Genomic DNA, 16,422 nt, shown 5'->3' on the forward strand with positions numbered 1-16,422 from the left:
CCGAGTGGGCGCACGCCGACACTGAGAACGGCGCCGTCGACGTGGGGTTCACCGGTCGACCACAGATTGCCGTCGGGTCCGACGACGGTCATCGCCGCGAACTGGGGCTGCATCTCTTCGTTGAACGTCGCCGACACCGACGTCGGGCACCTACACGGTGAACTACCGCGCGACGTCGACCGACGGGCACGTGGTCAGCGGGTCCTGGTCGTTCCGGTTGACGGTGCCCGGCACCGGGGCGCCCGGGCCATCGGCGGCCAACCCGGCCGAGGCCTCCGGCGACTCGATTCCGGTGTGGCCGTTCTTCGTGGGAGCCGTCGTCATCGTCGGTGCGGGCGTGCTGTGGGCGGTACGTCGGCGCAGATGACGCGCCGGAACATAATCGCAGTCGGAGCGCTGGTCGCCGCTGCCGCGGCGGTGCTGGCCTGGGCGTTGGCATATCCACACACATCTCTGAGCGTGGCCGCCGTGCGGGTGCTCGCCGACTGCGCCGCGGTCGTCACGCTGGGTTTGACGGTGGTACCGATGCTCGACGGCGGGCGTCACCGCGGCGAGCTGATCACCCGGGCGACTCGGCCGCTAGCGGCCGCCTCGGCGCTGTGGCTGCTCGCCGAACTGGTCCGGATGCTCGCAGCCGCCGCTCAAGGCGCCGCGGTGCCGGTCGCCAGGCTCGGCGCGCGGACCACCTTTGAGTTCCTGACGGCCACAGCGGCGGGCCGGGTAGGCGTGCTCGCGGCGGCAGCCGCTGCGGTGGTGCTGGTGGGCGGGCTGCTGTTGCCGCGGTCCGCGTCATCGAATGTTGCGATGACCGGTGTCGCGGCGATCGGCGTCGTCGCGCGCCAGCTCGCCGGGCATTTCTCGGAGAACCCCGTCGGTGGGCTCGCGGTGGCCACTCACACCCTGGCTGCCGCACTGTGGTGCGGGGCGTTGGCCGCATTGGTGTTGACCGTGGAGCACCGTGGACAGTGGGCCAGGATTCTGCCGCGCTTCTCGCAGCTGTCGCTGGTGTGCGTGCTGGTGCTGCTACTCGGCGGGGCAGCCGGAGCAGCTGCGCGGCTCGGCTCGCCGGCCGAGTTGTATGCCACGGGATACGGCCGCGTGCTGTCGGCCAAGATCGCGGTGACGGTCGCACTCGTCGTCCTCGGCTGGCGCAACCGGACGATGTGGTTGCCCGCCGCGCGGTCGCATCGAGCCTCTGCGGCGGTATCGCGAAACCGGTCGCGGGTCGAGGCCGCGCTGATGATCGTCGCGCTCGCGCTGGCGGCCGCCCTGGCCGTCACCGGTTAGCGCGCGACACCCGACCTGGCATGATGAGCCTGGCGGAGACGAGACACTGCAAAGGAGCAGCCCGATGGCAGACCAGGGCCGGCCCGACGAACAGCCGCAAGGCTCACCACCGGCGGATCAGTCGACCCCGCAGCCTGCTGCCGGGGAGTCGGCGAGCATCTCCGCGGACCCGTTGATACCTCCGGTCCGGGACACGCCTCCGTCAGCCGCGACTGCGCCGGCGGCGAAGACCCCGGCGAAGAAGGCACCGGCCAAGAAGGCAGCAGCGAAGAAAGCGCCCGCCAAGAAGGCCGCGAAGAAAGCAGCGAAGAAGGCCGCGCCGGCGAAGAAAGCACCGCCGGCGAAGAAGGTGGACGATGCCCCGGCCAAGGCGGCCCCTGCCAAGGCGGCCCCTGCCGAGGAGGCCCCTGCCAAGGCGGCCCCTGCCAAGAAAGCAGCGCCGGCAAAGCAGGCGCCCGCGGTCGAGGTCGACAACAGCCTGGAATCTGCGGCGAAAGTGACTGCCGCGCAGGCGAAGTCGACGGTAGCCAGCGCGACCAATCCAGTATCCGGGTCGGCTCCGGTGCCGTTGGTTGGGCCCGAGCCGTCACGGCTGCCGGTCGCCGCAGCGATCGCGGCCGGGGTGCTGGCGATTCTCGTAGTGCTCCTGATTCGCCGCAACAGCGACGACTGACGCCAAGTCTGCCGCGCTGATCTGATTCCGGTTCTACGCTGACTCCTGCAAGGAATGTCAGTGGGGTGGGCGATGGCCGAAAAACCGCCGTCAGGCACGGTGACGTTTCTCCTCACCGACCTTGAAGGGTCCACGCGGCTTTGGGAGCGGGATCCCGAGGCGATGAAGGCCGCGATGGTTCGTCACGACGAACTGTTGGAGATGGCCGTCGCATCGCACCGCGGCTATATCTTCTCGCGGATGGGCGATGGCATGGCCACAGCCTTCGCATCAGCCGGCGATGCTGTGTGTGCTGCCCTGACGTTCGCTCAGTCTCTCGCCGAACAGGTTTGGCAAACGCCCGGCCCGTTGCGGGCACGGATCGGCCTCCACACCGCAGAGGCGGTCATCGTCGACGACAGCGGCTATGCGAACCTGCCGATCAACCGATGCGCCCGGTTGATGGCGGCCGCCCACGGCGGGCAGATCGTGATGTCGGGCGCGACGGAAATGCTGTTGCGCGACGCGGTTCCAACTGGTGTCGAAGTGAGGAGCCTGGGCCGACACCGCCTGCGTGACCTCGGCCAACCGATGCAGATATACGAACTCGCAAAGTCCGACCACCGCAACGATTTTCCTCCGCTTCGAAGCCTGGACTCGTTTCCCGGGAATCTGCCGCCTCAGGTCACCTCGTTCATCGGTAGAAAAACCGAAGTGGCTGCGGTCATCGCCGCGTTGGCCGGATCGGCGGTGGTGACGATAACCGGGCCGGGAGGCGTGGGTAAGACTCGCTTGGCGCTCCAGGCCGCGGCCGAGATCCTGCCGCGCTATCGGGATGGAGCGTGGCTGATCGAGCTCGCGCCACTTCGCGATCCCGACGGTCTGGTGCCCGTGGTAGCAGCAGCCTTCCGTGTGAGCAGCGGCGGTCCGGCGCTCGAGGACTCCCTCCTCGAGATGTTGGCGGACAAGGAATTGCTTGTCGTATTGGACAACTGCGAGCATCTGTTGAGCTCGGTGGCCCGGGTGGTTTCGCGCATCGAACGGCAGTGCCCTGGTGTGGCGGTCTTGGCTACCAGCCGAGAAGGCATAGCTGTCAGTGGGGAGCAATTGATTGCGTTGCCTCCCCTTGCATCAGGCGAATCGGCAGATTCTGTCAGCGCCCTCGTGCGCACCGATGCGGTGAGATTGTTCGTCGAGCGAGCCCGAAACATCAACGCCGACTTCGCACTTACGCAGAGCAATGCCGCGGCCGTGGCCGAGATCTGTCAACGCCTCGACGGCGTCCCGCTGGCCATCGAGCTCGCCGCTGCCCGAGTCATCGCACTGACTCCACACGAACTCTTACAGCGACTCGATCGCCGATTCCAATTGCTCGCCGACGGGCGCCGGGGTGCGGTCGAACGGCATACGACGCTTCGCGCAGCAATGGACTGGTCATACGATCTGCTCAATGAGGCGGAGCAGTGCCTACTTTCGCGGCTGGCCGTGTTCTCTGGAGGATGCACGCTCGAAGCGATCGAGGCCGTCTGCGGCGGTGACCCCGTCGATCGTGAAGCGATTGTGGATCTCGTCAGTGGTCTGGTGGCGCGATCTCTTGTGGTCGCCGAGGACCGCGGTGTCGGTACCCGGTACCGCATGTTGGAAACGATCCGCCAGTACGGCGAAGAGCGGCTGGCCGAACGGGGTGAGTTCGAGAAACTCCTGGCATCGCATGGGCGGTTCTACGCAGAGTTGTTGACGGTGGCCGCCGAACGCTCCTATGGCACCGAGCAGTTGTCTTGGGCAGGCCGGTTGAACCTCGACCGGGACAACGTGCGGCTGGCGCTCAACACCGCCATCGAGACGGACAACGGCGCTCTGGCTGTCCAGCTGGTCGCCAACCACCCGAATCGCCACGGCCAGGGTGCCATGCCTGTCGGCACGGTCCTGATGGACCCGGTCTATCGCGTGCTCGAGCTTGACGGCGCTCTCGAAAGTCCCGGATACCCGCGGGTGTTGATGGTTGCCGCCTATCAAGCCTTCTACAGCGATAGTAACTACGCGTTGGCAATGGATCTGTGCGAGAAGGCGTTGGCAACCGACCGTGATCGAGTGACCGCTTCGGGCGGTCCTCGGATCGAGATGGACGCGTGGAGCCTGCGTGCGATGGTGTCGTTGTCGGCCGGTGACTATGCGGCGGCAGTTGCCGGGTACACACGCGCTGCGGATGTGGCTCGAGCCGACGGATACCCCGGTGTCGCAGCGACTTATCTTGCCTACGGCGTCAACGCAAGACTCCTGGGCGGGATTGGCGCGCAGCAAGCTCTCGCAGAAGCCCAGGAATCCGTTGCCCTTGCCCGCCGATCCGGTATGCCGGGCTCAATTGTGCAGAGCCTCAACGCCCTCGCCCTGGCCCTCGCGGAGCGCGACCCCGTGCGGGCAAGAGCTGCGCTTAGAGAAAGCATCGAGCGGGGCGACTGGCATACCGACGATGTGTCCGGCAGTTTCGTCACCGCCTGCATGGTTGCCGGCCGGCTCCGGGACTGGTCACTGACGCTGAATCTGGCCGCTCGCGCGATGCATGTCTGGCGTTGGGACATGTCGCCGCTGTGGGCCGCGATTTGCCTGGCGGAGTGCGCTCGGGCGCTGGCACAAGACGAACCGGAAGTCGCAGGCATTTTGCGCGGTGCGGCCTATGCCACCTTCCAGCGGGCGAGCCCGGAGGGCGGTTCCAGCCGTATGCATGCCGACAACAATTTCGTCCTTGCGGCATTACGGGAAACCGGTGAGCTCGTCGCTGCTGCGCGGGTGATGACCGCCGCCGCGAATTACGCACTGCCGGTGCGGTGATGACCATGGATGAAGCCGTTTCCTATGCCCTCAATCACATCGACCCTCGGTACACAACGGGTATGAGCGTGTTCAGTTGGGCGGCCAAACCATGACCGCTTCGCCACCATCCGGCACGGTCACGTTCCTGTTGACCGACCTCGAAGGGTCCACGCGGCTGTGGGAACAGAATCCCGAGGCGATGAAGGCCGCGATGGTGTGCCACGACGAACTGTTGGAGAAGCTAATTGCGGCTCATCGCGGTCATGTATTCGCGCGCATGGGCGACGGGATGGCGGCGGCGTTCGCGACCGCCAAGGACGCGGTGACGGCAGCTGCAGCGTTCCAGCATGCGCTGGCTGCCGAAAGCTGGCCGACTGCACAACCATTGCGGGCCCGGATCGGTCTGCACACCGACGAGGCAGCGATTGTCGATGACACCGGTTATGCCAGCTTGCCGATCAACCGTTGTTCGCGGTTGATGACGGCAGCCCATGGCGGCCAGACCTTGGTGTCCGGAGCCACCGAAGTCTTGGTGCGTGGCCATCTTCCGGATGGGTGCGTACTCTCCGACCTAGGCGAACACCGACTGCGTGACCTGGGCCGGCCGATGCGGATCTTCCAGCTGATACACGGCGAGAGTCCCAGCAGCTTTCCACCGCTTCGGACACTGGATTCTTTCCCCGGAAACCTTCCCGCACAGATCAGTTCGTTCATCGGGCGGGAGACAGACGTCGCGCGCGTCTCGAATGCGCTTGGCGCATCGCGCGTGGTGACGATCACCGGGGTGGGCGGTGTGGGCAAGACGCGCTTGGCTTTACAAGTCGCCGCAGATCTGTTGCCGGACTACCGCGACGGCGTTTGGCTGGTCGAACTTGCGCCTGTTCGCGACGCCGAAGGTGTCGCCGCGGCGGTCGCGGCGGTGTTCGGCGTCGTCAATTCCGCCGGCCAGACATTGGACGACTCTCTCCTCGACATGCTGGGACACAAGCATCTGCTACTTCTACTGGACAATTGCGAGCACGTGCTGGGCGCGCTGGCTCGGCTCGTGGGCCGTATCGAACGCGGCTGCCCTGGAGTGGTCGTGTTGGCGACGAGCCGCGAAGGAATGGCCATCGAAGGCGAACAACTCATCGCTTTGGCGCCGCTCGCGGTCGGCCAGCCCGGTGACGACATTCGCCGACTTTCGCAGACCGACGCGGTGAGTCTCTTCGTCGAACGCGCCCGACAAGTCAAGTCGGACTTCGCTTTGACGCGCAGCAACGAGCGTGCCGTGGTGGAAGCGTGCCAACGCTTGGACGGTGTTCCACTCGCTATCGAGTTGGCTGCCGCCCGAGTCATCGCGATGAGCCCGGCTGAACTCGTCGAGCGTCTCGACCGTCGCTTCCAGGTGCTGGCAGGTGCGCGACGTGGCGCAGTGGAGCGCCATGCGACGCTGCGCGCCGCAATCGACTGGTCCTACGAACTGCTCGACCGCGCCGAGCAGCGGCTCCTCGCACGGCTGTCGGTGTTCCCGGGAGGCTGCACACTGACAGCAGCAGAGGAAATCTGTAGCGGGGATCCCGTTGCGCCCGAGGCGATCATGGATTTGGTCGCGAATCTCGTCGCACGTTCCCTCCTCATAGCCGAGGACGGTGGCCACGGCACGCGGTATCGACTGCTCGAGACCATTCGCCAGTACAGCGAGGAACGGCTCGCCGCCTTCGGCGAGACGGAAACTCTGCGCATTCGGCACGCGCGCTTCTATGCCGACCTGTCTGTGCGCGCGAACCAGCATTACTACGGCCCCGAACAACTCGAGTGGGCCCGACGGGTGAGGGCCGAAATCGACAACACGCGAACCGCACTCACCAACGCCATCGACGCGGGCGACGCCAAACAGGCGGTGCGTCTCATCGCGAGCCAGCCTCATCAGGAGAAGGCCGAAGGACCGACAGGTCAAGTGCTGATGCTGCCGGTCTTGCCGGTGGTCGATTTACCGGGAGCAGACAAGGAGCCCGGATATCCGCTTGTGTTGCTGGTGGCCGCGTATACCACGCAGGCCACCGGCGATTGGGATGCGACTTTCGAATTCTGCCGCCGGGCAAGGGAAGCCGAGCAGAGTCTGGCTGTCTCGGATCACGGCCATCGGATTGAGATGGACATCGCCAGTCTGCAGGCACAGGCCGCGCTGGCTGGCGGCGACTATTCCGGAGCAGTTTCGGCGTATACCCGCGCCGCCGAATTCGCCGACGCCGACGGATACACCGGCCTCGCCGGCATATTCCTCGCGTATGGCGTCACCTCCGGCTTGCTGGGAGGCGTGGGCACGGAGTCAGCAGCGATTGCACGGGCCGAGCAAGCTGTCGCTTTGGCGCGACGTTCGGGAATGCCCGCCGCCCTCATCTTGACGCTCAATGCGCTGGCATTGGCTCTCGTCGAGCGCGACCCTGCCAGATCCAGAGCTGTCCTAGAGGAAAGTATCGAGCTGGCGAGTGTGCCCGACGAGGAGGTGGCGTCGGGCATCCTCACGGCCACGCTCGTCGCCGGCCGGCTTCGTGATTGGCGTAGAACGCTCATGCTGTCCGTGCAGACCATGAAGCTGTGGCGATGGAGTGTGGCCCTGATGCAGAGCGCCCCGTGTCTCGGACTTTGCGCCAGGGCGCTGGCTGAAGAGATGCCCGAGGTGGCGGGTGTGCTGAGGGGCGCGGCCTACGCGGCATACGCGCAAGCCAGCCCCGTGAACTCTGTGCCGCAAGGCGCCACGCACGCCGGTGCAGACGTCAACTTCGCTCTCAATGCTCTTCGCGAGGCCGGTGATCTGGTCACCGCCGCGCTCGGCGAGGAGCGCAGGCGAGAGCTCCGCGAGCAGGGGGCGGCCATGAGCATGGACGAGGCGATCTCCTACGCGCTGAGCAACATCGACCCGCGACTGGCGGGCAGCCCTGACTTCGAGCCCGACCACCGAACTTGGAGCCCCCTGCTACCTGGACAAGAAGGGAACTATGAGCACTGAGATGGAGAAGATCCTCACTTCCGGCTTTGTAGCATCCTTCGCCTTCTGTGCGTCGATATTTGTCCCGGCTGGATCAGCACACGCCGACCTCTGCCCGTATCCGGGCGTTGGGTCCGGTGGCGGCGCGTTGTTCTCACAAGGCGGCTTCTGCGACTACCCGACTGAGATCAACGGGTCGCATATGCATTGCGAGGCAGGTGGTTTTGGCGTCAACGGCATTCTCGGCGCATCCAACAACGGCATCAGCGGCGGGATCGGCGGTGCCGGTGTCGGCGGTCTCAGTTGTACGTGGCGCTGCCCAGACGGCGCGATGGCGCCGGCACCCAACCCGCCAGGATTGTGGCGGCAATACATGGTGGTGATGAACTCTACGAATTTCTGCAGAGACCACATGGCGCCGAACGGTTTTTGGAGTGCACCGGTTCTGCCGACTGAGGGGATTCCGCCGGGTGAAGAACCAGGGGAACCGCCGAGAGTCACCGGACCACCCCCCGCACTTGGATCAACACCGTTCGCACCAGGATCACCCGAAGCGATAACACCGGGGGTGCCGGGAGCATTAACACCAGGGATGCCGAATCCCTAACGGCCCGCACTGCTCACCGGGCCGATCGCTAGCATCGAGCGGTGAGCATCGAACCGCGTCCCACCGCTGACCTCGTCGACGACATCGGCCCTGACGTCCGCAGTTGCGATCTGCAACTGCGGCAGTTCGGCGGCCGCTCCGACTTCGCCGGACCCATCACCACGGTCAAGTGCTTCCAGGACAACGCGTTGCTCAAATCCGTGCTCTCCGAGCCGGGTAACGGTGGCGTGCTCGTCATCGACGGCGACGGCTCGTTGCACACGGCTCTGGTCGGCGACGTCATCGCCGGCCTCGGTGTCGACAACGGCTGGGTCGGCCTGGTTATCAACGGGGCCGTCCGCGATTCCGCGACGTTGCGCACCCTGGACATCGGCATCAAAGCCCTCGGCACGAACCCGCGCAAGAGCACCAAAACCGGTGCAGGCGAAAGAGATCGGCCCGTCGAATTCGGTGGCGTCGTGTTCACGCCCGGCGACATCCTCTACAGCGACGACGACGGCATCGTCGTCACCGGACCGTAGCGCACAGACCCGTCACTCGGCGTGCTTGATTGTCGCGCGCCTATCACATGTCTCCGACATCTTGGTCGCGATATGCCGCGGGTGAGCTCGGTTGTCCCCAAGCGCGGATTGATCCACAGATCGCTCGTCGGAAGCCGTGCGGTGCCTGATTTGGCACATGTGTTCGATACCGTTGCGGCATGGGCGAATTCATCACCGGAGCGGCGGCGCGGGAGCAGTTCTCCGTGTTGCTGGACCAGATCGATGACGCCCATGCCCAGATGCGTGCACTGTCTTCCGATGAGGTAGGCACCGACTTTCGACTCGAGATGGCCGAGCGGCTCGAGTCGCAGGAGCGCAGCAACCGGGGGTTGATGTACCGGGTGTTCGGCCAGCTCGCCGGCCCGCCCGACGGGTCCACGATGGGACCGACGGTGATCGACCGGCTGTGGGCGCGGCTGCGCATCCCACCCAACGAGATCAAGCGCCGGATGAAGGTGGCCGCGCGGTTATGCCCGCGCCGCCAGATCAGTGGCCCGCCGCTGCCGGCCGAACTTGCGCATGTGGCCACCGCAGTGGCTGACGGGAAGATCGGCGAAGACCATCTCAAGGCGATCACCAAAGCGATGGACAAGCTGCCCTCATGCGTGTCCGTTACCGAGCGCGACGATGTCGAAGCCAGCCTGGTGCGTGAGGCGATCAAGAGTGACGCCGACATCGTCACGGTTGCGGCCAAGATGATCGACGCGATCTTCAATCCCGATGGCGATTACGACGAGAAGGACCGCGAGCGCCGTCGCGGCGTCACGCTGGGACCGCAAGAGCGCGACGGGATGTCGCGGCTCCACGGCTGGATCGACCCGGAAACTCGCGGCTATGTGGAGGCCGCCTCCGCGGCGGTGCGGCCGGGTCGCCATCTGCCCGACGGCACGTCCGAGGAGGTCCGGGACGACCGCAGTATGGCTCAGCGCTGCCACGACGGCATCAAACTGGGTCTCAAGGCTGGAATCGCCTCAGGCGAACTGGGCCGGCACCGCGGCCATGCGGTGACCGTGATCGCGCGCACCACGCTGGCTGAACTCAACCAGGCTGCTCACGCGGTGAGCGACGCCACCGTCCCGATGCCTGCGCCGGCCCGCACGGGCGGTAACACCGCGCTGCCGATGCGTGACCTGATCCGGATGGCCAGTGATGCGATCCACTATCTGGCGGTCTTCGACGATCACAGTGACCGCCCGCTTTACCTCGCGCGCCAGAAACGGGTGGCCACCGCAGATCAGCGCATCATCTGCTACGCGCGCGACGGTGGCTGCACCCGGCCGAACTGCACCGCACCCGGCTATCACAGCGAGGTCCACCACAGCCCCGACTGGGCGATGGGCGGGCCGACCGATGCCGATCACCTGTTCTTCGCGTGCGGGGCCGACCACAAGCTCGCAACCGGCGGCCACTACGCGACGACGATCACCGAGGCCGGACGACTGGCGTGGTCCAGCAGCGCCTCACCGCCACAGGTCAACCGCATACACCGTCCGGAGGAGCTTCTCCGGCTGCAGGGGAGCGACGTCGACCCGCCGGACTTCGACTAGCTGGGAGCTAGACCGAAGCCGTCACCGCTGCACGGTGCTTGGTGAACTTCAGCGCGTCGTCTTCGACCTTGCCCCGGCGGATCAACCGCAGATCCAGCAGGTAGTTCTGCTTGAGGCGCCACGGCGCAACATGTCCGGCCTTGGGCAGGTAGTCCAGTGCACGCAGCACGTAGCCGGGCGTGAAGTCCATCAGCGGACGCTCGTCGACGCTGTTGCCCGGATGCTGCGGCTCGACGGTGTCGAAACCGTTGGCGTCCATGTAGTTCAGGACTCGGCAAAAGAACTCGGACACCAGGTCGGCCTTCAGCGTCCACGACGCGTTCGTGTAGCCGATCGTGAACGCCAGGTTCGGCATGTGGGTGAGCATCATGCCCTTGAAGGCCATCGTCTCGTGGAGATCGATCGGCGTGCCGTTGCGCATGATCGCCGCGCCACCGAACAGCTGCAGGTTCAAACCCGTTGCGGTGACGATGATGTCGGCGGCCAGCTCCTCGCCCGACGCGAGCTTGATACCGGTCTTGGTGAACCGCTCGATGGTGTCGGTGACGACGTCGGCCTTGCCGTGGCGAATGGTCTTGAACAGATCGCCATTGGGCGCCAGGCAAAGTCGCTCGTCCCAGGGGTTGTATCGCGGGCCGAAATGCTTCTGCACGTCGTAACCCTCGGGCAGCCGGCGCTTGGCCATCGTCATCAGCTGCTTGCGCATGAACTGCGGGAAGCGCCTGCTGATCTGGTACTGCGCGGACTGGAAGAGGATGCTCTTCCACCGGTTCAGCACGTACGCCGGCTTCTCCGGCAGCGTCTTGTTGGTCTGGACCGTGAACGGGTCCACATCCGGCAGCGCGCCGATGTACGTCGGCGAGCGCTGCAGCATCGTCACGTGGCCGGCACCCGAATTCGCCAGCGCCGGGATCAGCGTGACGGCGGTGGCGCCGCTGCCGATCACGACGATCCGCTTGCCCGCGTAGTCGAGATCCTCGGGCCAGTGCTGCGGGTGGATGATCGTGCCCTCGAAGTCGTCGCGGCCGACGAACTCGGGGGTGTAGCCCTCGTCGTAGTTGTAGTAGCCACTCGCGGCGAACAGGAACGACGCGGTGATCTCGGTTTCCTCACCGTCGCGTTCGACCCGCACGGTCCACCGGTTGTCATCGTCGGACCAGTCCGCGCTGACCACCTTGTGGCCGTAGCGGATGTGCTTGTCGATGCCGTACTCGGCGACCGTGTCCTTGAGGTAGGCCATGATCGACGGCCCGTCGGCGATCGCCTTCTCCGACGTCCACGGCTTGAACCGGAAGCCAAGGGTGAACATGTCGGAGTCCGATCGGATGCCCGGGTATTTGAACAAGTCCCAGGTGCCGCCGAGGTTGTCGCGGCGCTCCAGGATCGCATAGCTCTTGGTCGGGCAGCGGTCCTGCAGATGCCAGGCGGCGCTGATGCCGGAGATACCGGCTCCCACGATGACGACGTCGAGGTGTTCGGTCATGGTACGGCAGCGTATCAACGGCATGTCGAGTCAGTCAACAGTGTGTCGATAAATTCGACAGCGTGTAAAGTAAGCGAACGTGACCACTGTCAGCCAATCCCGCGGCTCGCGGGCCCGTCGCAGCTCGCGGCCATCCGGCGACGACCGTGAGCAGGCGATTCTCTCGACACTGGAGGGCCTTCTGGAGGTCCGTCCGCTGGCCGACATCTCGGTCGACGACCTCGCCAAGGGCGCCGGTATCTCCCGTCCGACGTTCTACTTCTACTTCCCGTCCAAGGACGCGGTGCTGCTCGCACTCGTCGAGCAGGTGATCAACGAGGCCGACGGCAACGCCGACGCCGCGATGGGCGGTCTGGACACCGCCGTCGAACCCGCCGGCGTGTGGAAGGCGATTAACGCCCTCTTCAGCACCTTTGGCTCACACCGCGCCGTCACGCTCGCCGGCGCCGCGGCACGCCCGACGAACGCCGAGGTACGCACATTGTGGTCGCGCTTCATGCAGAAGTGGATCGATCACACCACCGCGTCGATCGAGACCGAACGCGCCTGCGGCGCAGCCCCCGAGACCATCCCGGCCCAGGATCTCGCCACGTCGCTGAACCTGATGAACGAGCGCACGATGCTCGCGGCCTTCGCCACCGAGCAACCCGCCGTCGACTCGGCGCAACTCGTCGACACCCTGGCCCACATCTGGGTCACCAGCATCTACGGCGACGCGCTTCCCTGAGTCACACCTCGGTGCGAACATATGTTCGTGTCCCGAGCCGCGAGCATCCTGCACGCCGACCTGGACTCGTTCTACGCCTCGGTTGAGCAGCGCGACGACCCGGCGCTGCGCGGACGTCCGGTGATCGTCGGCGGTGGCGTCGTGCTGGCGGCCAGCTACGAGGCCAAGGCTTATGGCGTCCGCACCGCGATGGGTGGCCGCGAGGCGCGCCGCCTCTGTCCGCACGCGGTCGTCGTGCCGCCCCGCATGTCTGCCTATTCACAGGCCAGCAGGGCAGTCTTCGAGGTCTTCCACGACACCACACCGGTGGTCGAACCGCTGTCCGTCGACGAAGCGTTTCTCGATGTGTCCGGGCTGTGGCGGGTGTCGGGAACACCGGTCGAGATCGCCGCCCGGTTGCGCGCGCAGGTGCGCGATCGCGTGGGCCTACCCATCACCGTTGGCATCGCGCGCACGAAATTCCTGGCGAAGGTCGCCAGCCAGGAGGCCAAGCCCGACGGGCTCCTGCTCGTTCCGCCGGACCGGGAGTTGGCGTTCCTGTATCCGCTGCCCGTGCGGCGACTTTGGGGTGTCGGCGCGAAGACAGCGGAGAAGCTGCAGGCACACGGCATAGAAACCGTCGCCGACGTCGCCGAGCTGAGCGAGTCCGCGCTCGGCTCGATGGTCGGTGGCGCGATGGGCTGTCGATTGTTCGCCTTGTCGCACAACATCGATCGGCGGCGGGTGGTCACCGGGGTACGCCGGCGCTCGGTCGGCGCGCAGCGCGCGCTGGGCCGGCGGGGCAACACGATGTCAGCGGCGGACATCGACGCGGTCGTCGTCAACCTGATCGACCGGATCACCCGGCGCATGCGCAACGCGGGCCGCACCGGCCGCACGGTGGTGCTGCGGCTGCGGTTCGACGATTTCGGCCGGGCCACCCGGTCGCACACCATGCCGAAGGCGACCGCGTCGACCGAGGCGATCCTGCACGCCGCACGCGGACTCGTCGCCGCCGCCGCGCCGCTCATCGCCGAACGCGGCCTCACGCTCGTCGGGTTTGCGGTGTCCAACATCGACCGCGACGGCGCACAGCAGCTCGAGTTGCCGTTCGAGCACTCGCACGACACCACGGCCGTCGACGCAGCGGTCGACCGGGTTCGCGAGCGCTACGGCAACATGGCGCTCACCCGCGGTGTATTACTGGGCCGCGACCCCGGCCTCGAGATGCCTCAGCTGCCGGACTGATCGACGGCTATTTGCGTCGTTGGGCTTTCTTGGCCGCTGCCTTCTTCTGCGGAGCCTTCTTTGCGGCCTTCTTGGCCGTTGCTTTCTTGGCTGCTGCTTTCTTGGCCGGTGCCTTCTTGGCTGCTGCTTTCTTGGCCGTTGCCTTCCCGGCGGGCGTCTTCTTGGCCGTTGCCTTCTTGGCAGGCACCTGCTTGGCCGGGACCTCCGTGACAGCAGGCGCCTTCTTCGCCGGTGCTACCCCTACTTGCTCGGCCATGTCCTCGGCCATCTCCCGGACCCGGCGCACGAGGCGGCCGGTCGTCGTTCCCGCCGCGATAGCCAACCCAGCCACACGCTGGCTGAGGGCCGTCACCGCGTCTTCGATCGATTGCCTCACTATGCACTCCGTCGCGCCGTCACCTACCTGGTCTTGGGAGGTGTACCCGCTTCGGCCGTTTCAGCTACCCGACTGAGCCGTCCACGCCAAGAGATCGTCCGCAGGCCAAGTGTTGACGATGCGATCGACGGGCACCTCGGCGTCCAACGCCCGCTGCGCTCCGTAACCCAGGAACTCCAACTGTCCCGGCGCGTGCGAGTCGGTGTCGATCGAGAACAGGCAGCCGATCTCCAACGCGAGGTCGAGCAACCGCGTCGGCGGATCGCGCCGCTCCGGTCGGGAGTTGATCTCGACCGCGGTGCCGTTGTCGCGGCAGGCTGTGAATACCTTCTCGGCATCGAACTTCGACTCCGGCCGGATACCGCGCCCGCCGCTGACCAGCCGGCCGGTGCAGTGCCCGAGCACATCGGTGTGCGGGTTTGCGACCGCCTTGAGCATGCGCCGCGTCATCGATGGCGCGTCCATCGCCAGCTTCGAATGCACGCTGGCGACAACGACATCCAGTCGTTCGAGGAGGTCATCCTCTTGGTCGAGCGAGCCGTCCTCGAGGATGTCGACCTCGATACCGCTGAGGATCCGCAGCGGCGCGACCACCTCCTGTATTTCGTCGATCACGTCGAGTTGCTTGCGCAACCGGTCCGGCGACAGCCCGTTGGCGATCTTGAGTCGCGGCGAATGATCGGTCAACGCGCAGTACTCATGACCCAGATCCCTTGCCGCGAGCATCATCTCCTCGATCGGGGCGGAGCCGTCCGACCAGTTCGAGTGCACATGCAGATCTCCGCGCAGCGCGGCACGAATGTCGCCTCCTCCGAGATCCTTCGCGCTGGCCCGCAGTTCGGCCAGCACGTCGGGTTCGCGGCCGGCCCACGCCTGCGCGATGACCTTCGCGGTCTTGGGTCCGATACCGGGCAGCGACTGCCAGCTGTTCGCCGTGCCGTGGCGGTCGCGGTCTGCCTCGGAGAGGGCTTCGACCACGTCGGCGGCATTGCGGTAGGCCATCACCCGGCGCGGGTCCTCACGCGCTCGGTCCTTGTAATAGGCGATCTGCCGGAGGGCGACGACGGGGTCCATTCCTCCAGTCTGCCAATCAGCGCAGCGGTCCGGTCGCCCCGTGCACGAGCGCGCTGACCTCGTTGTGCGTGGCCCCGCCCACCAGGAAGAGCATCTCGTCACCTGCCTCGAGCACGTCGTCGGGCTGCGGCAGCACGAGGCCGCTCTCGCGGATGACGATGGCCAGCACGGTGTTCTCCGGCAGCGGTAGGTCTCGCATCTGCTGGCCGACCAATGAATCACCTTGCGGCAGAGTCAATTTCGCCAGGCTGACCTGGCCGTGGCGCAGCTGCATCAACCGTACGACGTGGCCGATGTCGATCGCGCCCTCGATCGCCGCGACCAGAGCGCTCGGCGCCGACACCGCGACATCTACCCCCCAGGCTTCGGTGAACAACCACTCGTTGCGCAGGTCGTTGACACGCGCCACCACCCGCGCCACGGCGAACTCGGTCTTGGCCAGCAGCGACGCGGCGAGGTTGACCTTGTCGTCCCCCGTCGCCGCGATCATCACGTCGCACATCTGCAGCCCGGACTCCTCGAGCGCAGAGATCTCGCAGGCGTCGGCGAGCAGCCACTCCGCGGCGGGAACGGTATGCGGTTCGTAATGGCGGGCGTCGTGCTCGATCAGCAGTACCTTGTGGCCGTAGTCCAGCAGCTCCTGGGCCACGGAACGGCCGACGGCCCCCGCGCCGGCGATGCCGATCCGCATCATCGGACGCTCCTCGGCGCGCTGCAACGCGCCGTACGGCCGCCTCCAACCCCGGAACACAGCTTCATAGTGACTGATGCGGACCACATTCCGCGCGGCTACCGGGTTCGACGACCGACCCGTGCGCCGTGGTAGGTGTTTACTGCACTCACCACCCACGCCTGTCCGGGACGGGAATGAAATGACCTTGCAGCAGCTGTATCTGATACTGCTGCTCGCTGGCGTGGTGCTACTGGCCAGCATCGTCGCCACCAGGGCGGCCACCCGCGTCGGGCTGCCCAGCCTGCTGCTCTTTCTCGGCGTCGGCGTCATCGTGGGCGAGGACGGACTCGGGTTGGAGTTCGACAACTACCTGCTGGCCGACCACCTGGGCACCGTGGCGCTGGCGGTCATCCTCATCGAGGGCGGCCTCACGACCCGGTTCTGG

The 16,422-nt window shown here is 66.2% G+C and carries 13 protein-coding genes and 2 pseudogenes; 11 read left to right on the plus strand and 4 right to left on the minus strand.

The features are described from left to right. Window positions 1–130: 130 nt before the first annotated feature. From A5663_RS19640 to A5663_RS19670, 8 genes and pseudogenes are all read left to right on the plus strand, one after another. A pseudogene (locus A5663_RS19640) lies at window positions 131–367 on the plus strand (copper resistance protein CopC); the annotation flags it as partial. Continuing rightward, window positions 364–1,287 (plus strand): CopD family protein, encoded by a 924-nt coding sequence (locus A5663_RS19645; protein WP_068153054.1) that lies wholly within the window; start codon window positions 364–366, stop codon window positions 1,285–1,287. The pseudogene A5663_RS19640 and the gene A5663_RS19645, both read left to right, overlap by 4 nt. Window positions 1,288–1,351: 64 nt before the next feature. Then, window positions 1,352–1,960 carry a hypothetical protein gene (locus A5663_RS19650; RefSeq protein WP_068153029.1) on the plus strand — a complete coding sequence of 203 codons (609 nt, stop codon included), beginning with the start codon at window positions 1,352–1,354 and terminating at the stop codon, window positions 1,958–1,960. A 72-nt stretch (window positions 1,961–2,032) separates the two neighbouring features. Next, window positions 2,033–4,768, plus strand: a complete 2,736-nt coding sequence (locus A5663_RS19655; RefSeq protein ID WP_068153032.1) for an adenylate/guanylate cyclase domain-containing protein — start codon at window positions 2,033–2,035, stop codon at window positions 4,766–4,768. Between the two features lie 91 nt (window positions 4,769–4,859). After that, window positions 4,860–7,742: an NB-ARC domain-containing protein gene (locus tag A5663_RS19660; RefSeq protein WP_156744562.1), complete on the plus strand. Its 2,883-nt coding sequence runs from the start codon at window positions 4,860–4,862 to the stop codon at window positions 7,740–7,742. Then, entirely contained in the window at window positions 7,732–8,328 is a 597-nt protein-coding gene (locus A5663_RS23165) for a hypothetical protein (protein ID WP_156744563.1), read from the plus strand. The genes A5663_RS19660 and A5663_RS23165 overlap by 11 nt, the downstream gene beginning before the upstream one ends. 41 nt (window positions 8,329–8,369) lie before the next feature. Then, window positions 8,370–8,849 carry a ribonuclease E activity regulator RraA gene (gene rraA, locus A5663_RS19665; RefSeq protein ID WP_068153040.1) on the plus strand — a complete coding sequence of 160 codons (480 nt, stop codon included), beginning with the start codon at window positions 8,370–8,372 and terminating at the stop codon, window positions 8,847–8,849. A 179-nt stretch (window positions 8,850–9,028) separates the two neighbouring features. Continuing rightward, window positions 9,029–10,417 (plus strand): 13E12 repeat family protein, encoded by a 1,389-nt coding sequence (locus A5663_RS19670; RefSeq protein ID WP_068153042.1) that lies wholly within the window; start codon window positions 9,029–9,031, stop codon window positions 10,415–10,417. Window positions 10,418–10,424: 7 nt separating this feature from the next. Here A5663_RS19670 and A5663_RS19675 read toward each other — a convergent pair whose 3' ends face one another. Beyond that, window positions 10,425–11,900 carry an NAD(P)/FAD-dependent oxidoreductase gene (locus A5663_RS19675; RefSeq protein ID WP_068153044.1) on the minus strand — a complete coding sequence of 492 codons (1,476 nt, stop codon included), beginning with the start codon at window positions 11,898–11,900 and terminating at the stop codon, window positions 10,425–10,427. A 79-nt stretch (window positions 11,901–11,979) separates the two neighbouring features. On the opposite strand from A5663_RS19675, the gene A5663_RS19680 reads away from it, so the two are divergent. Continuing rightward, window positions 11,980–12,627, plus strand: a complete 648-nt coding sequence (locus tag A5663_RS19680; protein WP_068153046.1) for a TetR/AcrR family transcriptional regulator — start codon at window positions 11,980–11,982, stop codon at window positions 12,625–12,627. A 21-nt stretch (window positions 12,628–12,648) separates the two neighbouring features. Continuing rightward, entirely contained in the window at window positions 12,649–13,854 is a 1,206-nt protein-coding gene (gene dinB, locus A5663_RS19685; RefSeq protein ID WP_068153048.1) for a DNA polymerase IV, read from the plus strand. 7 nt (window positions 13,855–13,861) lie between these two features. On the opposite strand, the gene A5663_RS19690 is transcribed toward dinB, so the two are convergent. Genes A5663_RS19690 through A5663_RS19700 form a run of 3 tightly spaced genes read right to left on the minus strand, consistent with a single transcriptional unit; the run spans window position 13,862 to window position 15,995 of the window. Then, window positions 13,862–14,230, minus strand: a complete 369-nt coding sequence (locus A5663_RS19690) for a hypothetical protein (protein WP_197503469.1) — start codon at window positions 14,228–14,230, stop codon at window positions 13,862–13,864. A 60-nt stretch (window positions 14,231–14,290) separates the two neighbouring features. After that, window positions 14,291–15,304, minus strand: a complete 1,014-nt coding sequence (locus A5663_RS19695; protein ID WP_068153051.1) for a PHP domain-containing protein — start codon at window positions 15,302–15,304, stop codon at window positions 14,291–14,293. A 16-nt stretch (window positions 15,305–15,320) separates the two neighbouring features. Then, a complete protein-coding gene (locus A5663_RS19700) occupies window positions 15,321–15,995 on the minus strand; it encodes a TrkA family potassium uptake protein (RefSeq protein WP_068153058.1) in 675 nt (224 codons plus the stop codon). 181 nt (window positions 15,996–16,176) lie between these two features. On the opposite strand from A5663_RS19700, the pseudogene A5663_RS19705 reads away from it, so the two are divergent. Next, window positions 16,177–16,422, plus strand: a pseudogene (locus A5663_RS19705) (potassium/proton antiporter); the annotation flags it as partial.

Origin of the sequence: Mycobacterium sp. E740, assembly GCF_001672895.1 — a bacterium.
Taxonomy (GTDB): domain Bacteria; phylum Actinomycetota; class Actinomycetes; order Mycobacteriales; family Mycobacteriaceae; genus Mycobacterium.

Coding starts and splice junctions, on each gene's coding strand:
- A5663_RS19645 (WP_068153054.1), top strand. CDS start 364: ATGACGCGCCGGAACATAATCGCAGTCGGAGCGCTGGTCGCCGCTGCC.
- A5663_RS19650 (WP_068153029.1), top strand. CDS start 1,352: ATGGCAGACCAGGGCCGGCCCGACGAACAGCCGCAAGGCTCACCACCG.
- A5663_RS19655 (WP_068153032.1), top strand. CDS start 2,033: ATGGCCGAAAAACCGCCGTCAGGCACGGTGACGTTTCTCCTCACCGAC.
- A5663_RS19660 (WP_156744562.1), top strand. CDS start 4,860: ATGACCGCTTCGCCACCATCCGGCACGGTCACGTTCCTGTTGACCGAC.
- A5663_RS23165 (WP_156744563.1), top strand. CDS start 7,732: ATGAGCACTGAGATGGAGAAGATCCTCACTTCCGGCTTTGTAGCATCC.
- A5663_RS19670 (WP_068153042.1), top strand. CDS start 9,029: ATGGGCGAATTCATCACCGGAGCGGCGGCGCGGGAGCAGTTCTCCGTG.
- A5663_RS19675 (WP_068153044.1), bottom strand. CDS start 11,900: ATGACCGAACACCTCGACGTCGTCATCGTGGGAGCCGGTATCTCCGGC.
- dinB (WP_068153048.1), top strand. CDS start 12,649: ATGTTCGTGTCCCGAGCCGCGAGCATCCTGCACGCCGACCTGGACTCG.
- A5663_RS19695 (WP_068153051.1), bottom strand. CDS start 15,304: ATGGACCCCGTCGTCGCCCTCCGGCAGATCGCCTATTACAAGGACCGA.
- A5663_RS19700 (WP_068153058.1), bottom strand. CDS start 15,995: ATGCGGATCGGCATCGCCGGCGCGGGGGCCGTCGGCCGTTCCGTGGCC.